The following is a 16,537-nucleotide window of genomic DNA, read 5'->3' on the forward strand; positions in this document are numbered from 1 at the left end:
GCGATGATCCGCAAACAAGACCGTCGTCTTCGTGTCGGTGTGCTCGGCTGCGGGCCGATCGCCCAGTTCGCGCATCTGGAATCCTGCGTGAAGGCAGCCAACGCCGACCTCTACGCCATCTGCGACGCGGCGCCCGACCTGCTCGCGCGCATGGGCGCCACCTACGAGCCGCAAAAAATGTATGGCGACTATGACGAGATGCTTGCCGATCCGGAGCTCGAAGCGGTGATCGTCGCGACGTCCGACACCTACCACGTGCCGATGTCGATCAGGGCGCTCGAAGCAGGCAAGCACGTGCTCTGCGAAAAGCCGATCGGCATTTCCGTCGAAGAAGGCGAGAGGCTGGCGGAAGCGGTCAAGCGCTCCGGCAAGGTGCTTCAGGTCGGGCATATGAAGCGCTTCGACCCGGCGCTGGAGGCGGCGCGCGATTTCGTGCGCGACGAGATGGGCGAGATCCTGGCGCTGAAGGCCTGGTATTGCGATTCCACCCATCGATACACCAATACCGACGCTGTGCAGCCGTTGTCCATCACCAGCAAGCTGGCGCGAAAGCCGGCCGGCAATCCGAAGGCGGACCTGAGACAATATTTCATGCTGGCGCATGGATCGCATCTGGTCGACACGGCGCGTTTCCTCTGCGGCGACATCACCGCCGTGCGTGCGCGCCTCAACGAGCGCTTCGGCGCCTATTGCTGGTTCGTCGAGACGGAGTTCGCCAATGGCGCGCTCGGCCATCTCGATCTCACCGTTGCTGTCCGCATGGACTGGCACGAGGGCTTCCAGCTCTATGGCGAGAACGGCTCGGTGATCGCGAAGACCTTCAATCCCTGGTATTTCCGCGCGAGCGAGGTCGACATCTTCCACGAGAAGGACGCGACCTCGCGCAAGCCGCTCGGCGCCGACGGCCACTTCTTCCGCCGCCAATTGGAAGGCCTCGCCGACACGGTGCTCAATGGCGCGCCGCAGCGCGGCGCCACTATCGAGGACGGGCTCGCTTCGATCCGCGCCATGGTGGCGATCGCCCGCTCGGTCGAAAGCGGCCAGCGCATCGAGCTCGCCGGCGTGACGGGAGCGGTCTGATGCAGGTCGGGGTGTTCGCCAGGACTTTTCCGGGCAGCGAGCCCGCCGGCGTGCTCGCCGGCGTCCGCGGCGCGGGCTTCGCGGTCGCCCAGTTCAACCTTGCCTGCGCCGGCCTGCCGTCGATGCCGGACGACGTTCCAGACGCGGCGATCCGCGCCATCGATGCCGCCGCCAAGGCTACCGGCGTCGGCCTCGTCGCGCTGTCGGGCACCTACAACATGGCACATCCGGACAGCCGGGTGCGCGATGACGGGCTGCGCCGGCTCGGGGTGGTCATCGAGACCGCGGCCGGGCTTTCGATCCCGCTCGTGACGCTGTGCACCGGAACGCGCAACGCCGAGGACCAATGGGCGCACCACCCCGACAATGCCGATCCCTCGGCTTGGGGCGACATGGCGCGGGAGATGGAGAAGGCGCTTCAGCTCGCCGAGCGCCACAGCGTCGATCTCGGCATCGAGCCGGAGCAGGCCAACATCGTCACATCCGCCGATGACGCTCTGCGGCTGATTTCCGAGATGGGCTCGAACCGGCTGCGGGTCGTGCTCGATCCCGCCAATCTGTTCGAGCGGGCGAATGCCGATGAAGCGCGCGCTATCGTCACCGAGGCGGTCGAGCGCACGGCGGGTCATGTGACGCTGGCGCACGCCAAGGACCGTTTTGCCGACGGGCGCTTCGCCGCGGCCGGGCAAGGCGTTGTCGACTTCGCCGAGTTCGTCGCTCGCCTGAAGGCCACAGGCTTCGACGGGCCGTTGGTGACGCACGGGCTTTCGGCCGAGGAAGCGCCGGGTGTCGCCCGCTTCCTCAAGGAGTTGGTCTGATGGTGGGCCAGATGGCGCTTCTTCGCGACGGCGCGACGCTGCTGGGCACCGATACGGGCGAAGGCCTGGCGGTCGTCTTTCAGCATGGGCTCGGCGGCAGCGAGGCGCAGGTCGCGCAGACTTTCCCCCCAGGCTTCCGGCGCGTCACGCTGGAATGCCGCGGGCATGGCGGCTCAGGGCTTGGCGAGCGGCAGCCGTTCTCGTTCGAAATGTTCACCGATGACGTGCTTGCCGCCGCCGATCGTGCCGGCCTCGACCGCTTCGTTGCCGGCGGCGTCTCGATGGGCGCTGTGATCGCGCTTCGCCTCGCCTGCCGTCATCCGCGGCGCGTCGCCGCCCTGGTCCTGGTGCGGCCGGCATGGACGTTTTCGCCGGCGCCGCCGAACATGCAGCCGATCACCGAGGCTGCCGAGCTCATCCTCGAACACGGAGCCGACAAGGGGCGGACGATCTTTGCACGATCAGACACGGCCACGCGGCTCTACCGCGAGGCGCCCGACAATCTGTCCTCACTGCTCGGCTATTTCGACCGGCCCAACGCCAAGGGGTTCGCGCAAGTGCTCGCCGACATCGCCAGCGATGGTCCAGGCGTTTCCGACCGCGACGTCGCGGCGCTCGACATTCCTGCGCTGGTCGTCGGCAACGCGATGGACGCGGTGCATCCGCTGTCGAGCGCCTACATGCTTGCCGCCGCGATGCCCCGCGCGGTTTTCGCCGAGATCACGCCGAAGGCGCGCAACAGCGCCAGACATTTCGGCGAATTGCACGAGCAGATCAGTTCCTTCCTCCAGTCCAACTCGAATGCCCGGAGCCTCATTCCGTCATGACCGCCAAGCCCGTCTCCGGACCCGCGGCAATAGCCGCACTGCCGCGCAACCGGCTTCTCGGCGAATTCTCGCTGTGGTCGGCGGATCTCGCCAATATGGAGCGCGACCTGAAGCGCATCGAAGCCCATGTCGATCTGCACCATATTGACGTGGCGGACGCCCGCTTCACGCCCAGCTTCCTGTTCTTCCCCGACATGGTGGCGCGCATCGCCAGGCTGACGGCGAAGCCGATCCACGTGCATCTGATGGTCGAGGCCGAAATCGTCGAAGCGCAGACGCGCCAGTTCATCGAGGCCGGCGCCGACCTCGTCACCGTCCATGCCGAGAACGGCGAGGCAGGCTTGCGCGCCGTGAAGCTGGCGCGTGAGCTCGGCGCAGAGGCCGGCGTGGTGCTGCGGCTGGAGACGGCGGTTGAAGCGATCGCGCCGTTCCTGCCGCGCGTGGCCTTCGTGACGCTGCTCGGCACCTCGATCGGCGTCAAGGGACAGAGCCTGTCCGACGAGGCCTGCCCAAGGCTGATCGAGGCGCGCGCGCTGATGAGGAAGGCCGGCCGCGAGGCCGACATCCGGCTCGCCGCCGATGGCGGCATCCGCCATGAGACGGTGCCGCTGCTGCGCGCCGCCGGCGCCGACACGGTGGTGCTGGGCTCGCTCGCTTTCGGCGATCCCGATCTCGCCCAGCGCATGGCCTGGCTGCATGGACTGAAGGCCGCCGCCTGATGAGCACGATCGCCCTTGCCTTCGATCTCGGCGGCACGGAACTGCGCGGCGCGCTGGTCGAGCGCAGCGGCGAGGTCGTCAAGCGCGTCTCGGCGCCGACGCTTGCCGGCGCCGGATCGGAAGCGGTGATCGGCCAGATCATCGCGCTGGCGGGCAGGCTGCTTAAAGAACACCCGCAGGCAAAGGTCAGCGGCATCGGCATGTGCGCGCCGGGGCCGCTCGACCCCAAGGCAGGCATCGTCATCGGGCCGCCGACGCTTGCCGGCTGGCACAACGTGCCGCTCATCGACATCCTCAGCCGCCAGTTCGGCCTGCCGGTGCGGCTGGAGAACGACGCCAACGCCGCGGCGCTCGGCGAATGGCGTTTCGGCGCCGGCCGCGGCGCGGGCTCGCTGGTCTTCGTCACCGTCTCGACCGGCATCGGCGGCGGCGTGGTCGCCGATGGCCATATCTATCATGGAAGGCGCGGGCTCGCGGCCGAGATCGGCCACATGACGATCACCGGCGAAGGCGACCGCTGTTTCTGCGGCAACGTCGGCTGCTTCGAGGCCGTTGCTTCCGGCACCGCGGTCGGGCGCCGGGCGACGCGGCGCACCAAGCCCGGCGACGGCTCGGTGCTCAGACACCTTTCCAACGACGGTGACGTCTCGGCCCGGCATGTCGTGGCTGCCGCGCGCGCCGGCGACGCGACCGCCCGCGAACTGGTCGCGGCCGAGGCGAAATGGCTCGGTATCGGCTTCACCAATCTCCTGCATCTCTATTCGCCGGATTTGATCGTCATGGGGGGCGGCCTCGCCAACGGGTTCGACCTCCTGGCACCAGGCATCAGGGCGACCGTGGAGGAGCGCGCCATGCAAGCCTATCGCGACGTGCCGATCGTGCCGGCCGAACTCGGCGACCGCGCCGGGCTGGTCGGCGCGGCAAGCCTTATCCTGTGGGAAGGCGAGCCGGGCACGGCGCTGGCGATGGTGCAGAATGAGGAGACGAAGCTCGGCGAAAAGACCGGCGCTTCGGCCCGATCGATCATCGAACGGATGAAGGAGAGCGAAGGGAACTGAGACCGCCTGCCTTCTTATTGTCTGCGCCCCGCTCGGCCTTGGGCTGAGGACGCGCCAGAAGATAAAGGGCGGCGACGTGCGTAATCATCAGCAGGGGCACATAGATGATCGGGATCGCGTAAGCGGCGCCCAGCTGCCCGGCCTGCTCGGGCAGATGAAGAACGGTGCCGTGATAGTAGTCGCCGACGAGGTCGACTATTCCCACCACATTGAAGGCTGCGACGGACGGCCAGAAGATCGAAGGCCGCCTCACGCCAAGCAGCGCCAGCATGGCCAGCAGCCCGGTCGCGAAATCGCCATAGGCGGCAAAGACCGCGAAGCCCGCCGGGAGGTTCGGGCCAACCACGCCCGGAACCAAGAAGACCAGCCCGAAGAAGCGGAAGCTATGCAGCGTCGCGATGGCGCGCTGCGCCTCGACGCGGTCCATGAGCTTGAGCCTCGGCCAGATATAGGCGCCGAAGCAAAGCAGCCACGGGACGTAGCCCAAGACGAGATGAATGTTGAAGATCGTCGCCGGCGACATTTTTGTCTCCCGTCAGAGATTGGCTGGAACGGCTTCGAATATCGCCCTCAGGATACCCACCCGGCCTTCCATCAGATTGCGTCCAAGATTGGCGGCATAATCCGCGAAACCCGGCCCCATCACGACGCCGAGATTCAGCGAAGGCGGCGGTCCGGACGCCCGCAACGCCGCGAACCAGGTTTCGCGGCACGCGATCCAAATCGTCCGTCATTGCCACTCCCCTTCGAGTTTCCAATCCAGAGCAGAGATACGACCGCTTTCTGCCGGGAACTATCCGCGATAATCTCCATGAGTCATGAAGCAGAACTTCACAGTCCGGCATGGCGCGCTCGACGGCGTCGAGGCGTTCCTGAGCGTCGCCAGGCATCGCAATTTCCGCAAGGCGGCGGCGGAGCTCGGCGTCACGCCGTCGGCGATCAGCCAGGCGGTGCGGACACTGGAGGCGCGCATTGGCGCCGCGCTCTTCACGCGCACGACACGCAGCGTCGGCCTGACCGAAGCCGGCGAGCGTTTTTTCGCGCGCGCCCGGCCGGCCTTCGAGGAATTGATTGCAGCAAGCGAGGTCGCGCGCGAAATCGGCCAGCGGCCGGCCGGACTCCTGCGTCTCTCCGTGCCGCCCGCGGTCGTGCCGACGCTACTGGAGCCGATGGTCGCGTCCTTCTGCCAGACCTATCCCGCGATCGAGCTGGAGATCGTCGCTAGCGGCGAGCTGGCCGACCTCGCAGCCGAGGGATTCGACGCCGGCATCCGGCTCGGCGACCTCATCGCGGCCGACATGGTTGCGGTTCGACTGACGCCGCCTTTCCCGATGGTGGTCGTCGGCAGTCCCGACTATCTACGCCAGCGAACAACGCCGGAGCGCATCGAGGATCTGCGCCACCATGCCTGCCTGCGCCTGCGCCGATCGAACGGTTCGGTCGCGCCGTGGCGCTTCGCCAAAGGCAACAAGGCGGTCGAGGCAATCGTTTCCGGGCCGTTCATCGCCCACGACTATCCCACGCTTCTTGGCGCCGCGATCCGGGGCGCCGGGCTTGCCCAGGTACCAAGCCCGATTGCCGCCGCGGCGCTCGCGGACGGGCGCCTCGAGACGCTGCTTTCGGCCTTCGCCGCCACATCGCCGGGCGTCTTTCTCTACTACCCGGAACAGCATCAGGTCCTGCCCAAACTGCGCGCATTCATCGATCACATCAGGCTTCGAGGCGGCGCCGAGACTTCCCGAAAACGGCCGAGGGAACGGCAGGCGCAGGCCTAACGCATCAGGCGGATCGGGCAGCGATCAGCGACTGGATGCGTTTGGCATCGAACCGTTCACGGGATTATAGACAACCGTCCCAACTCCGGACGGCCGTCGACCGCGAAAACCGAGAATTCCGGCTCGATCAGCCCGATCTCGGGATGCCTCAGGCGCTTCACGCCTTCGCTATGAGCGGCGACAAGGTCGTTGTCCCGCCACAGCGCCTCGGGGCACACGCTTCCTTCAGGCGCGGAGCAGATCAGCGAGGCTGTCGGACTTCTCGACCTTGTCGGTAAGATCGAGCCCCGAGAGCAGATCGACCAGATGGCTGTTCATCAGCGCCGCGGCGTCGGCGCTGTCGCCGGCTTCAATGGCGTCGACCAGCGCGTGATGGGCATGTTTCTCGCAGGTCGCGTCGCGGCGCTTCCAATAGAGCGCGATGATCAGCGAGGAATGCGAGACGAGGTCACGCACGAAGTTGGTGAAGACCGAATGCGCCGCGATCTCGGCGATGCCGACATGGAAGCGCGCCGACAGCATGATTGCGTCGCTGTCGCGACCGGCATGCAGCGCCTCATGCTCCTTCTCCAGGTGCATTCGCAATTGCGCGATGTCGGCGGGTACCGCCGCCTTGGCGGCGAGCGCCGCCACCTTGGGCTCGATCAGCGCCCTCGCCTCGAACACTTCGCGCGCCTCGATCTTCGAGGGCTGCGCGACGAAGGCGCCGCGATTGGGCTCCAGCCGCGCCAGCCGGTCATGCGCAAGGGCCTGCAGGGCGGCGCGGACGACGGTGCGGCTCACCGAATAGATCGACGCCAGCTCGTCCTCCGGCAGCTTGGTGCCCGGGGCGAGACGATGGCTGACGATGGCGTCTCTCAGCCCATAGTAGATCGGCGACCAGCGCGCTGCCGGCTTGTCGTCGCGATCGTCTTCTCTGAGTACCGTCAACATGCTTTCAATGCGCAGGCCCGACGCGGCCCGCTCTGTCCCCAAATCCCCAGCGGCCGGTCCAATCTAGTGACGCTCGCGCCCCGGTCAATCCCGCGGGACCGATCTCCCGGGGCCACGCTAGCCGGGCGAACCGGCGCCCCGGGGCGACGCCGAAGCAAAGATACCGGCGAAACGCTTCCCGCGCGGGGCGGCATAGCCGCCGATCTTCGATGTCTTCAAGCCGACCTTGAACAGGCTCTCGGCCAGGGTGACGGCGCAGACGACGCCATCAAGCACCGGAACGCCATGCTCCTCCGACAGGCTGTGCGCAAGGTCGGCCATGCCGGCGCAGCCCAGCACGATCGCCTCGGCGTGATCCTCGCGGATGGCGCGCGCGATCTCCTCCGATATCCGGTGTCTTGCATTCGAGCCCGGTCGTTCGAGCTCCAGCACGGCGACCTCGGACGAGCGCACTTTGGCGCAGCGCGAGGCAAGACCGTATTTCGCAAGGTTGTGCTCGATGGCGGGGACTGAGCGGGCAAGCGTGGTGACCACGCTGAACTTGCCGGCGACCAGGCTGGCGAGATGAAAGGCCGCCTCGCCGATGCCGATGACCGGCGCTTCGGTCGCGCAGCGAGCGGCGTCGAGCCCGGTATCGTCGAAGCAGGCGATGACATAGGCATCCGCCGCCGGCGCCTTGCTCATCTCGGCGATGATGCCCGGAATCGCGAACACCTCGTCGAAATAACCCTCGATGCTCGGCGGGCCATCGGCCGGATTGACAGCGATGATTTCGGTTCCTGAGGACGCGACGCTTGTCGCCGCCTTGCCGATCTTGCCGGTCATCGACGCGGTCGTGTTAGGGTTGATGACGAGTATGCGCATTAAAATCAGCCTCAGATCTCGCCGCCGAGATAAAGACGCTTGACCCGGTCGTCGCTCAGCAATTCGGCGGAGTTGCCGCTCAGGGCGACGCTGCCGGTGGTCAGCGCATAGGCGCGCTGCGAAATGCGAAGCGCCATGCGGGAATTCTGCTCGACCAAAAGAACACTGACCTGCTCGTCGCGATTGATGGCGACAATCGAGCGCGCGATGTCCTGGACAAGTTTCGGCGCGACTCCGAGCGACGGCTCGTCGAGCAGCAAAAGCCTCGGCTTGGCCATCAGCGCGCGACCGATGACCAGCATCTGCTGTTCGCCGCCGCTCATCGTGCCGGCGGCTTGCGAGAAACGCTCCTTCAGCCGCGGAAAGCGCCCCAGCACCATCTCCAACGTCGCCGCGATCTCGGCCTTGCTGGAGCGCGTGAAGGCGCCCATCAAAAGGTTGTCCCTGACCGTCATGTAAGGAAAGACGCGGCGCCCTTCCGGCACCATGGCGATCCCCATCTTGACGATCTCGTCTGGGGCGGAGCCGTCGATGCGCTTGCCGTCATAGTGGATCTCGCCGGACCTGATCCGGTTGAGCCCGGTGATGGCGCGCAGGATCGACGACTTGCCGGCGCCGTTGGCACCGATCAGCGCGACGGTCTCGCCCTCATTGACCTCGAGCGAGACGCCCTTCAGCGCATACACGTGATCGTAATAGAGTTCGACCTTCGCGAAGTTCAGGATCTGGTTCATAGCCCGATCGCCTCGTCTTCGCTGCCGAGATAGGCTTCGATGACCTTATCATTGGCCTGGATTTCCGACGGCGTTCCCTCGGCGATCTTCTGCCCGAAATTGAGCACTACGATGCGGTCCGAAATCTTCATCACGGCCGGCATGTCGTGCTCGACGAGCAGGATGGTGAGGCCGAGATCGCGCAGGCGCCGCACCATCGCCACCATGCGCATCGTCTCCTCGTGATTCATGCCGGCGAAGGGCTCGTCGAGCAACAGGATGGAGGGATCCGTAGCAAGGCCGATGGCGATGCCCAGCGCGCGCAAATGGCCATGTGGCAGATTGCGGGCGATCTCACCGGCAAGCGAAGCCAGGCCGAGCAGCGCCAGGATCTCGTCGGCGGACTGGCCGAAAGCCGCTTCGTCGGCCTTGGCCGTGCCGGTGCCGAGGAAGAAGCCGACGAGGCTCGCCTTGGAGCGCAGATGATGCGCGATGATGACGTTGTCGCGCACGCTCATGTTCTTGAAGATCGTCGTTTCCTGGAAAGTACGCACCACGCCCTTGCGGGCGGCGATATGCGGCGCCATGCCGGAGATGCGCTCGCCCTTCAGGCGGACCTCGCCGGACGTTGGCCGCAGGAACGACGAGATCAGCTTGAACAGCGTCGACTTGCCGGCGCCGTTCGGACCGATAACCGAGAGAATCTCCTTCTCGCGCACCGAGAAGGAGACGTTGTTGACCGCGACGAGACCGCCGAAGCGCTTGGTGATGCCGGAAACTTCGAGCATTTCGGCCATGGCTCAAGCCTTCTTCCGGGTCGGAACCGTGAGGCTGAGCAGGCCGTTGGGCAGCACCAGCATCAAAACGATCATCAGGCCGGAATAGATCAGGAGCTGGAACTGACCGGTCTGGAACAAGAGGTCCCAGCCGAAATAGAGCACCAGCGTGCCGAGCATCGGCCCGAACACGTAGCCGAGGCCGCCGAGGAAGCAGTTCAGCATGAAGTTGACGGAATCGGTGACCGTGAAGCTCGAGGGGTAGATCGACTGCGAGATGGCGGCGAAGATGGCGCCGGCGAGACCGCCGAAGAAGGATGACACCGCATAGGCGATGACGCGCAGATAGGCGATGTTGACACCGATCGAGGAGGCGAGTTCCTCGTTCTGCTGCAGCGACTGGCAGAGCTTGCCGATGCGCGAGTTGACCAGCCGATACATCACCGCGAAGCAGACCACCATCAGCGTGACTGCCAGCAGGTAGAAAGCGAGCCGCGAATTCTGCAGCGTGGCGAAGTCCGGAATGATGGTCAGCCCGAAGACCGAGAGCGCGCCGGGCAGTGGGATGCTGACGATGCCCTTGGCGCCGTTGGTGATCGGCAGCGCCAGCGCCAAGAGCCGCACGACCTCGGTCAGAACCAGCGTCACCATGGCGAAATAGACGCCGCGCAGCCGCAGGATCGGCAGACCGATCAGCACGCTCGCGGCGGCGCAGAAGAGACCGGCGACAGGCAGCGTCAGCCAGAACGACCAGCCGTGGTTCATCACCAGTATGGCCGAGACATAGCCGCCCATCAGCGCGTAGGCGCCCTGGCCGATATTGATGCGGCCGATGTAGAAGGTGAGCCAGACGCCGGCGCTGGCGATGCTGAGCAGCGCCACCGAGGTCAGCGTGTAGTAAAGGTCGATGCGGCCGCTTGCCGAGATCGCGGCCGGCACGGCGATGAAGACGATCGCCAGGAAGGCTGCGACCGAAGCGATCTTCATGTTGCGATTTTGAGTCATGGCGCGATCAACCCCACGGCTTGCCCATCAGCCCGTTGGGGCGGATCGACAGAAACACCATCAGGGCGGCGAAGATGGCGAGGTAGGTGACGTCGCCATATTCGCGCAGCGCGGTGAGGCCGACCGATTCCATCATGCCGAGAATGAAGCCGCCGGCGATCGCCCCGCCGACGACGCCGGCGCCGCCGATCATCACCATCAGGAAGGCCTTGATCGAGATCGGGCCGCCAATACCGGAATTGACGCCGGTAATGGTGACCAGCAGGCTGCCGACAATGCCGGCGAGCATCGCCCCCATGGCAAAACCGATCATCGAATAGCGGTCGACCCTGACACCCATCAGCTGGGCCGCGACACGGTCCTGGGCGAGCGCGCGCATGGCGCGGCCGACCCGGCTGTATTGCATATAAAGGACAAAGGCGGCGATGAAGACGATGGCCAGAGCGCCGACAACCAGGCGGTCATAAGGCATGATGATGCCGGCCTCGTTGAAGACGCCTTTGACGATCTTGGGAACGCCGCGCTGCTTCTCACCGAACATGAGCAGGATGACGGCGTCGAAGAAGAAGGCCGTCGCGGCGGCGAGCAGCATGGTGCTCTCCTCGCGGTGGCTGCGCCGGATGACGGTTCGAAAGAGAAATTTCTCCATCAGCGCGCCGATGACGGCGAGCGTCACACCGGAGGCCAGCAGGGCCACCACGAAGGGCAGGCCCAGCTGGCCGTAGACGGTGTAGGTGATGAACCCGCCCAGAACGTACATCTGCCCGTGGGCGAAATTCAGCACGTTCATCAGGGCGAAGATCAGGGTTAGCCCGAGCGCGATCAGCGCGTACTGAGCGCCGAGATATAGTCCGTTGGCAATGACCTGTTCCATGGATCCCTTCGATCTTCCGCGGGGTCCGAGCATCGCTCGGACCCCCGGCATTCGGGAGGAAGTAACCTTAGGAACCCAAACCTAGTCGACGGAGCCGACGAACAGGGTCTGGAAAGCGCCGTCCTTGTATTCGTTGACCACCATCGGCACGGCGAGCTGGCGCTTCTGGCCGAAGGAGGTGGCGCCGACATAGCTCAGCTTGGCGTCGCCCTTCAGGAAGGGATTGGGCGCCGAGAAGGTGTCCATGGTCTTCTTGAATTCGTCGACATTGTTGATGGCGGCGGGATTGGCCTTCAGCGTGTCGATAATGTACTCCAACGCGTAGACCTTGGTGTTGGACTCGTCGTTATACTCGCCGAACATCTTGGTGTAGCGGGCGACGAACTCCTTCATCTCATCCGAAGCGATCTCCGGCGTCGAGGCACCGCCGACGGAGATGAAGCCGTTGGCGTATTCGCCGGCGCCCTCCTCCAGAACCTTGGCGTCCTGCGCCGTCTCGGTCGAGATCAAGCCCTCGAAGCCGAGTTCGCGGGCGGCGCGGATGAGCAGCGGCGCGTTGGCCGGCGCCACGCCGGACAGCACCAGCAGATCGGGCTTCAGCGCGACGATCGGGGTCAGCACCGGCGTGAAGTCGCGGGTGTCGTTCTGGTAGGTGTCGTTCTGCGCGACGACGTCGAGCCCGAGCGCCTTGGCCGCCTCGACGCCGCTGTCACGCTGGCTGAGCGGGTCAGATTCGTTCGCGGCGACAAAGGCGATCGTCTTCACGCCCTTGTTTTCCTTAAGGTATTTATAGATCGCCGGGCCCGACTGATAATTGGCGATCATGCCGAGCACGGCGTTCGAGGCCGGCTTCTGGTAGAGCGCCTTCGGGAAGGCGTAGGGGAAATAGATGATGCCGTTGGCCTCAGCGACAGGCCGCACCGCGGCAGCGCCGTCATCGACATTGGGTCCGACGACATAGTGGATGCCCTCCTGCGCCATCTTCTCCATGCCGGCGATGGCGCGCTTGGGATCCTTCTGGTCGTCGAAGGTAACGATTTTGATGTTGTAGGTGTCGTCGCCGATCTTGACGCCGCCTTTTTCGTTGAGCCATGCGGCGCGCGTTTGCATCGAGCGCACATTGGACGTGCCCCAGGCGGCGGCGGGACCGCTGGTGACACCAACGAAGCCGATCTTCAGTTCCTTGTTTTCAGCCTGCGCGGACGGGATGGCAATGGCGGCAATGGCCAGGGTCGAAACGGCGCCAAGCACCATCGATTTCAAAGTCGAGCGTCGGTCGATCATATCGGTTCCCTTCTGGTTATCGCGCTTTTGTTTTTGCTCATGGGCTGCGCGGATAGCCTATGGGAAGCCGCCTGCGACTGATTGTCAACACATTTCTTTAGTATTGTATACAATCTTTGGGCTGAATGTGTGCGACGGCTGATGCGCTAACGTTGGGCGGACCCCGAGGGAGGCCGGCCGCCTGAATGGCAACGGCGAATCGATCAGTCTGCGGCATGATGACCAGAGGCTCTCGCGGCTTACCGGCGGCTGGCCCGTACGAATGCCGCGGGGCAGACCCTATTTTCCGCAGTGATGGTCGTTGATCTTGTTCAGCGCGTTCGCGTCCGGCCCCGTCCGGTGGTACGAACACGCGCCCGCCGCCGTGGTGACCAGCATGGCGTCATAGTAGCGCGGCCCGCCGAACAGGATGTCGATGAGGTCGCCTTCGGCCGGAACGTAGCGCTCCTGCTCGATGGGGTGCTTGAGGTGCCGATCGCCGGCGTATGCCGCGCCGGACCCGCCAATGGCCGTGGCCAGAACGAGAACGGAGATCGCAAGGTTTTTCGTCATCGGCGGAACCCTTCCGGCCATTCGGATCACCAGCATATCCAAAATCGCCAAGGGAACAAAAGTTCCCGGAATCTGTCTGCAAAATAGCTCGGCCTGGTTGGACGCCACACACGTTCCCTTTGCTGCTTCCCTTTGCTGCGGTTACTCGAAGGAGTAGGTAAAGCCTTCCTTGGACGCGCCGACGGTGACCTTCGTCAGCTTTGCGCCCTCGAGCGAGCGGTTGAGCACGCCGCGGCTGAGCTCCGGCAGCAGCGTATTGGTGAGGATGGCGTCGATCATGCGGCCGCCGGACTCGATCTCGGTGCAGCGCGCCTTGACCAGGTCCATGACGCCGTCGCCGATGACCAGTTCGGCATCGTTGGTCGCTTTAAGCCGCCGCGCGATCTTGCCGAACTGATGGCGGGCGATCGCCTCGATCATCGCATCCGACAGCGGATAATAGGGGATGGTGACGACCCGGCCGAGGAAGGCGGCCGGGAAAACCTTCAGCAGCGGCGCGCGCAGGGCCGCGTCCAGGTCGTCGATGCCGGTCCGCACGGTGCCGTTCTTGGTGCGGTCCATGATGACGTCGGAGCCGACATTCGAGGTGAGCAGGATCAGCGTGTTCTTGAAATCGATGCGCCGGCCCTCGCTGTCGTCCATCATGCCCTTGTCGAAGACCTGGAAGAAGATCTCGTGAACGTCGGGGTGCGCCTTCTCGACCTCGTCGAGCAGGATCACCGAATAGGGTTTTCTGCGCACCGCCTCGGTCAGGATGCCGCCCTTGCCGTAGCCGACATAGCCGGGCGGCGCGCCCTTCAGCGTCGAGACGGTATGCGCTTCCTGGAACTCGGACATATTGATCGAGATCAGGTTCTGCTCGCCGCCATAGAGCGTCTCGGCAAGCGCCAAAGCGGTCTCGGTCTTGCCGACGCCGGACGGGCCGCAGAGCAGAAACACGCCGACCGGCTTTTCCGGCGCGCCAAGGCCGGCGCGGCTGGTCTGCACGCGTTTGGCGACCATCTCCATCGCATGATCCTGGCCGACCACGCGCTCGGACAGGGTCGCGGCGAGCCTGAGCGCCTTTTCGGTCTGGCTGGACAGCATCCGTCCGGTCGGGATGCCGGTCCAGTCCTGCACCACGGCGGCGACCGCATTGCGATCGACCGAAGGCAGGATCAGCGGCGTCTCGCCCTGCGCCGCGGCAAGCTCCGCCATCAGCTCGCGCAGCCGCGCGAGATCGGCAGACGAACCGGCCGATCCCTCGGCGATCGTCTCTGCAACGGCCGCCTCGGGTTCGACCGCCCCGCCGTTCGCCGCCTTGGCTTTCGAGCCCTTGGATTTCGCGGGCTTGGTTTCAGCCGCCTTGCTCTCAGTCGCCTTTGCTTCGGGAGTTTCGGACGCAGCCGGCTCAGCCGCTACGGTATCCTCACCGGCCTCCCCGGCCGCATCGAGCGGCACGCCTTCACCGCGCAGTTTGGCGCGCAGGTCAAGTATCTCGGCGACCAGTGCTTTCTCGCGATCCCAGCGCGCCTGGGCGGCGGCTAAGGTGGTCTCGGTTTCCGCCAGCCCGGCGTCGACGCGAGCCTGCCGGTCGGCGACCTCGATGCCGATCGCCGCCTCGCGGCCGATGATGCCGCCCTCGACTTCCAGCGCCTGGCGGCGGCGCAGAATGTCCTCCACCTCGGCCGGCGTCGCATGCTGCGAGATCGCGACGCGGGCGCAGGCCGTGTCGAGCAGGCTGACGGCCTTGTCCGGCAGTTGCCTGGCCGGAATGTAGCGGTGCGAGAGCGCGACCGCCGCCTCGATCGCCTCGTCCAGGATCTGCACCTTGTGGTGCTGCTCCAGGACGCCGGCGACGCCGCGCAGCATCAGCACCGCCACCGCTTCCGACGGCTCCTCGATCTTGACCACCTGGAAACGGCGCGTCAGCGCCGGGTCCTTCTCGATATGCTGCTTGTATTCGGCCCAGGTCGTGGCGGCTACGGTGCGCAACTCGCCACGCGCCAGCGCCGGCTTCAGAAGATTGGCAGCATCGCCGGTTCCCGCGGCACCGCCGGCGCCGATCAGCGTATGCGCTTCGTCGATGAACAGGATGACCGGCACCTCGGAGGCCTGAACCTCGTCGATGACCGCCTTCAGCCGCTTCTCGAACTCGCCCTTGACGCTGGCGCCCGCCTGCATCAGCCCGACATCGAGCATGCGCACGCTGACATTCTCAAGCGTCGGCGGCACGTCGCCCTGGGCGATGCGGAGCGCAAATCCTTCGACCACCGCCGTCTTGCCGACGCCGGCCTCGCCGGTCAGGATCGGGTTGTTTTGCCGGCGTCGCATCAGGATGTCGACGATCTGCCGGATTTCCGGATCGCGGCCGACGACCGGATCGATCTTGCCGTCGCGGGCGCGCTGGGTGAGGTCGGTCGCGTATTTCGCCAGCGCCGAATCTCCACCCGGACCGCGCTTCATCGGCTGTTCGTCGGCCTGAGCGGCGGGAGGTGAGCCGGCTTCGAGCGAGCCTTCGGTGACATCGGCGAAACGGGAAATGACGCCGTCGGCATCGATCTTGTCGAATTCGGCGCTGATTTTCGACACCAGGCCCTCGAGCACCGGCGTCTTCAGACAGGCCAGCAGGATGTGGGCGCTGCGCACCTCCTCCACGCCGAACTCCAGCGTCGCCAGGTTCCAGCCTTCCTGGATGGCGTGGAAGATGTGATCGGAGAACTCCTCGACCGAGGTCGCGCCGTAAGGCAGCTTGTCGATGGCCCGGGTCATGTCAGCTGTCAGCCGGCTGACGTCCAGCCCGGCATCGGCAATGATCATCTGCACGTCCGAGCGCTCGGACAGCACCAGTTGCTGGATGAAGTGGACGAGCTCGACATAAGGGTTGCCGCGCAGCTTGGCCGTGTCGGCCGCGGCCTTGAAGGCGCGCACCCCCGTGGCGTTGAGCTTGGCGACAAGTTCCTTACGCTTGAAGCTCTGCGATGACCGGCGCTGTTCCATCGAACCTGCTCCCGCAATCTGCCGCCCGTACCCTGCCATATAAGCGGCGGCTTGACAAAGCCGTGTGACGGATAAGGCGTTTTGGATCCATCCGGGCGGCACTGCCCGGTTACACAAGCTCTGCAATGTCGTGCAAGAAACACCGGATTGCGGTCCGGGCTATGCGAGCCATTTCACATACCCGGCCCGGCAATCGCGCAATGGGTTTTGCCGAAAGAGAACGGTCGCGTTTAGCTTCCGTTAGTTTTTGAGCAGCTGCTCAATTGTCGTGACGCGAGGC

The 16,537-nt window shown here is 65.3% G+C and carries 17 protein-coding genes; 6 read left to right on the top strand and 11 right to left on the bottom strand.

Annotated elements, in window-relative coordinates:
• Positions 1 to 3 precede the first annotated feature (3 nt).
• The 5 genes from CK220_RS15365 to CK220_RS15385 are packed head-to-tail and all read left to right on the top strand — an operon-like array spanning position 4 to position 4,502.
• Entirely contained in the window at positions 4 to 1,080 is a 1,077-nt protein-coding gene (locus CK220_RS15365; RefSeq protein WP_095812340.1) for a Gfo/Idh/MocA family oxidoreductase, read from the top strand.
• The gene (locus CK220_RS15370; RefSeq protein WP_095812341.1) at positions 1,080 to 1,898 is read left to right on the top strand and encodes a sugar phosphate isomerase/epimerase family protein; all 819 of its coding nucleotides are present in this window, start codon (positions 1,080 to 1,082) and stop codon (positions 1,896 to 1,898) included. Before CK220_RS15365 ends, CK220_RS15370 begins: the two co-directional genes overlap by 1 nt.
• Positions 1,898 to 2,725 carry an alpha/beta hydrolase gene (locus tag CK220_RS15375; RefSeq protein ID WP_095812342.1) on the top strand — a complete coding sequence of 276 codons (828 nt, stop codon included), beginning with the start codon at positions 1,898 to 1,900 and terminating at the stop codon, positions 2,723 to 2,725. The genes CK220_RS15370 and CK220_RS15375 overlap by 1 nt, the downstream gene beginning before the upstream one ends.
• Positions 2,722 to 3,444, top strand: coding sequence for a ribulose-phosphate 3-epimerase (locus CK220_RS15380; protein ID WP_095812343.1), 723 nt, complete (start codon positions 2,722 to 2,724; stop codon positions 3,442 to 3,444). Before CK220_RS15375 ends, CK220_RS15380 begins: the two co-directional genes overlap by 4 nt.
• Complete coding sequence (locus CK220_RS15385; RefSeq protein WP_245429220.1) at positions 3,444 to 4,502, top strand: ROK family protein; 1,059 nt, start codon at positions 3,444 to 3,446, stop codon at positions 4,500 to 4,502. Before CK220_RS15380 ends, CK220_RS15385 begins: the two co-directional genes overlap by 1 nt.
• On the opposite strand, the gene CK220_RS15390 is transcribed toward CK220_RS15385, so the two are convergent.
• Positions 4,468 to 5,025, bottom strand: a complete 558-nt coding sequence (locus CK220_RS15390) for a hypothetical protein (RefSeq protein ID WP_245429221.1) — start codon at positions 5,023 to 5,025, stop codon at positions 4,468 to 4,470. The two genes, CK220_RS15385 and CK220_RS15390, sit on opposite strands and share 35 nt — an antisense overlap.
• Positions 5,026 to 5,320: 295 nt before the next feature.
• Between CK220_RS15390 and CK220_RS15400 the strand changes: the two genes are divergently transcribed.
• Positions 5,321 to 6,277 carry a LysR family transcriptional regulator gene (locus tag CK220_RS15400; RefSeq protein WP_095812344.1) on the top strand — a complete coding sequence of 319 codons (957 nt, stop codon included), beginning with the start codon at positions 5,321 to 5,323 and terminating at the stop codon, positions 6,275 to 6,277.
• 56 nt (positions 6,278 to 6,333) lie between these two features.
• Here the strand turns inward: CK220_RS15400 and CK220_RS15405 are convergent, their stop codons facing one another.
• From CK220_RS15405 to tssH, 10 genes are all read right to left on the bottom strand, one after another.
• Complete coding sequence (locus CK220_RS15405) at positions 6,334 to 6,495, bottom strand: hypothetical protein (RefSeq protein ID WP_210201430.1); 162 nt, start codon at positions 6,493 to 6,495, stop codon at positions 6,334 to 6,336.
• Positions 6,496 to 6,502: 7 nt separating this feature from the next.
• Entirely contained in the window at positions 6,503 to 7,210 is a 708-nt protein-coding gene (locus CK220_RS15410; RefSeq protein WP_095812345.1) for a GntR family transcriptional regulator, read from the bottom strand.
• A gap of 117 nt (positions 7,211 to 7,327) precedes the next feature.
• The gene (locus CK220_RS15415; RefSeq protein ID WP_095812346.1) at positions 7,328 to 8,074 is read right to left on the bottom strand and encodes an aspartate/glutamate racemase family protein; all 747 of its coding nucleotides are present in this window, start codon (positions 8,072 to 8,074) and stop codon (positions 7,328 to 7,330) included.
• 11 nt (positions 8,075 to 8,085) lie between these two features.
• Positions 8,086 to 8,808 (bottom strand): ABC transporter ATP-binding protein, encoded by a 723-nt coding sequence (locus tag CK220_RS15420; RefSeq protein ID WP_095812347.1) that lies wholly within the window; start codon positions 8,806 to 8,808, stop codon positions 8,086 to 8,088.
• Positions 8,805 to 9,584 (bottom strand): ABC transporter ATP-binding protein, encoded by a 780-nt coding sequence (locus CK220_RS15425; RefSeq protein ID WP_095812348.1) that lies wholly within the window; start codon positions 9,582 to 9,584, stop codon positions 8,805 to 8,807. The genes CK220_RS15420 and CK220_RS15425 overlap by 4 nt, the downstream gene beginning before the upstream one ends.
• A 3-nt stretch (positions 9,585 to 9,587) precedes the next feature.
• Positions 9,588 to 10,568, bottom strand: a complete 981-nt coding sequence (locus CK220_RS15430) for a branched-chain amino acid ABC transporter permease (protein ID WP_095812349.1) — start codon at positions 10,566 to 10,568, stop codon at positions 9,588 to 9,590.
• Between the two features lie 7 nt (positions 10,569 to 10,575).
• On the bottom strand, positions 10,576 to 11,442 hold the full coding sequence (locus CK220_RS15435; protein WP_095812350.1) for a branched-chain amino acid ABC transporter permease: 867 nt from the start codon (positions 11,440 to 11,442) through the stop codon (positions 10,576 to 10,578).
• Between the two features lie 81 nt (positions 11,443 to 11,523).
• Complete coding sequence (locus CK220_RS15440; protein WP_095812351.1) at positions 11,524 to 12,726, bottom strand: ABC transporter substrate-binding protein; 1,203 nt, start codon at positions 12,724 to 12,726, stop codon at positions 11,524 to 11,526.
• A gap of 279 nt (positions 12,727 to 13,005) precedes the next feature.
• Complete coding sequence (locus tag CK220_RS15445) at positions 13,006 to 13,386, bottom strand: hypothetical protein (RefSeq protein ID WP_348629660.1); 381 nt, start codon at positions 13,384 to 13,386, stop codon at positions 13,006 to 13,008.
• A gap of 33 nt (positions 13,387 to 13,419) precedes the next feature.
• Positions 13,420 to 16,257: a type VI secretion system ATPase TssH gene (gene tssH / locus CK220_RS15450; protein ID WP_095812352.1), complete on the bottom strand. Its 2,838-nt coding sequence runs from the start codon at positions 16,255 to 16,257 to the stop codon at positions 13,420 to 13,422.
• Between the last annotated feature and the right edge of the window lie 280 nt (positions 16,258 to 16,537).

Source organism: Mesorhizobium sp. WSM3860 (assembly GCF_002294995.1).
Lineage (GTDB): Bacteria > Pseudomonadota > Alphaproteobacteria > Rhizobiales > Rhizobiaceae > Mesorhizobium.

Excerpts from the sequence above, each read along its gene's own strand:
- CK220_RS15370 (WP_095812341.1), top strand. The coding sequence starts at position 1,080 with ATGCAGGTCGGGGTGTTCGCCAGGACTTTTCCGGGCAGCGAGCCCGCC.
- CK220_RS15385 (WP_245429220.1), top strand. The coding sequence starts at position 3,444 with ATGAGCACGATCGCCCTTGCCTTCGATCTCGGCGGCACGGAACTGCGC.
- tssH (WP_095812352.1), bottom strand. The coding sequence starts at position 16,257 with ATGGAACAGCGCCGGTCATCGCAGAGCTTCAAGCGTAAGGAACTTGTC.
- CK220_RS15435 (WP_095812350.1), bottom strand. The coding sequence starts at position 11,442 with ATGGAACAGGTCATTGCCAACGGACTATATCTCGGCGCTCAGTACGCG.
- CK220_RS15440 (WP_095812351.1), bottom strand. The coding sequence starts at position 12,726 with ATGATCGACCGACGCTCGACTTTGAAATCGATGGTGCTTGGCGCCGTT.
- CK220_RS15425 (WP_095812348.1), bottom strand. The coding sequence starts at position 9,584 with ATGGCCGAAATGCTCGAAGTTTCCGGCATCACCAAGCGCTTCGGCGGT.
- CK220_RS15375 (WP_095812342.1), top strand. The coding sequence starts at position 1,898 with ATGGTGGGCCAGATGGCGCTTCTTCGCGACGGCGCGACGCTGCTGGGC.
- CK220_RS15390 (WP_245429221.1), bottom strand. The coding sequence starts at position 5,025 with ATGTCGCCGGCGACGATCTTCAACATTCATCTCGTCTTGGGCTACGTC.
- CK220_RS15365 (WP_095812340.1), top strand. The coding sequence starts at position 4 with ATGATCCGCAAACAAGACCGTCGTCTTCGTGTCGGTGTGCTCGGCTGC.
- CK220_RS15420 (WP_095812347.1), bottom strand. The coding sequence starts at position 8,808 with ATGAACCAGATCCTGAACTTCGCGAAGGTCGAACTCTATTACGATCAC.
- CK220_RS15430 (WP_095812349.1), bottom strand. The coding sequence starts at position 10,568 with ATGACTCAAAATCGCAACATGAAGATCGCTTCGGTCGCAGCCTTCCTG.
- CK220_RS15400 (WP_095812344.1), top strand. The coding sequence starts at position 5,321 with ATGAAGCAGAACTTCACAGTCCGGCATGGCGCGCTCGACGGCGTCGAG.
- CK220_RS15410 (WP_095812345.1), bottom strand. The coding sequence starts at position 7,210 with ATGTTGACGGTACTCAGAGAAGACGATCGCGACGACAAGCCGGCAGCG.
- CK220_RS15415 (WP_095812346.1), bottom strand. The coding sequence starts at position 8,074 with ATGCGCATACTCGTCATCAACCCTAACACGACCGCGTCGATGACCGGC.
- CK220_RS15380 (WP_095812343.1), top strand. The coding sequence starts at position 2,722 with ATGACCGCCAAGCCCGTCTCCGGACCCGCGGCAATAGCCGCACTGCCG.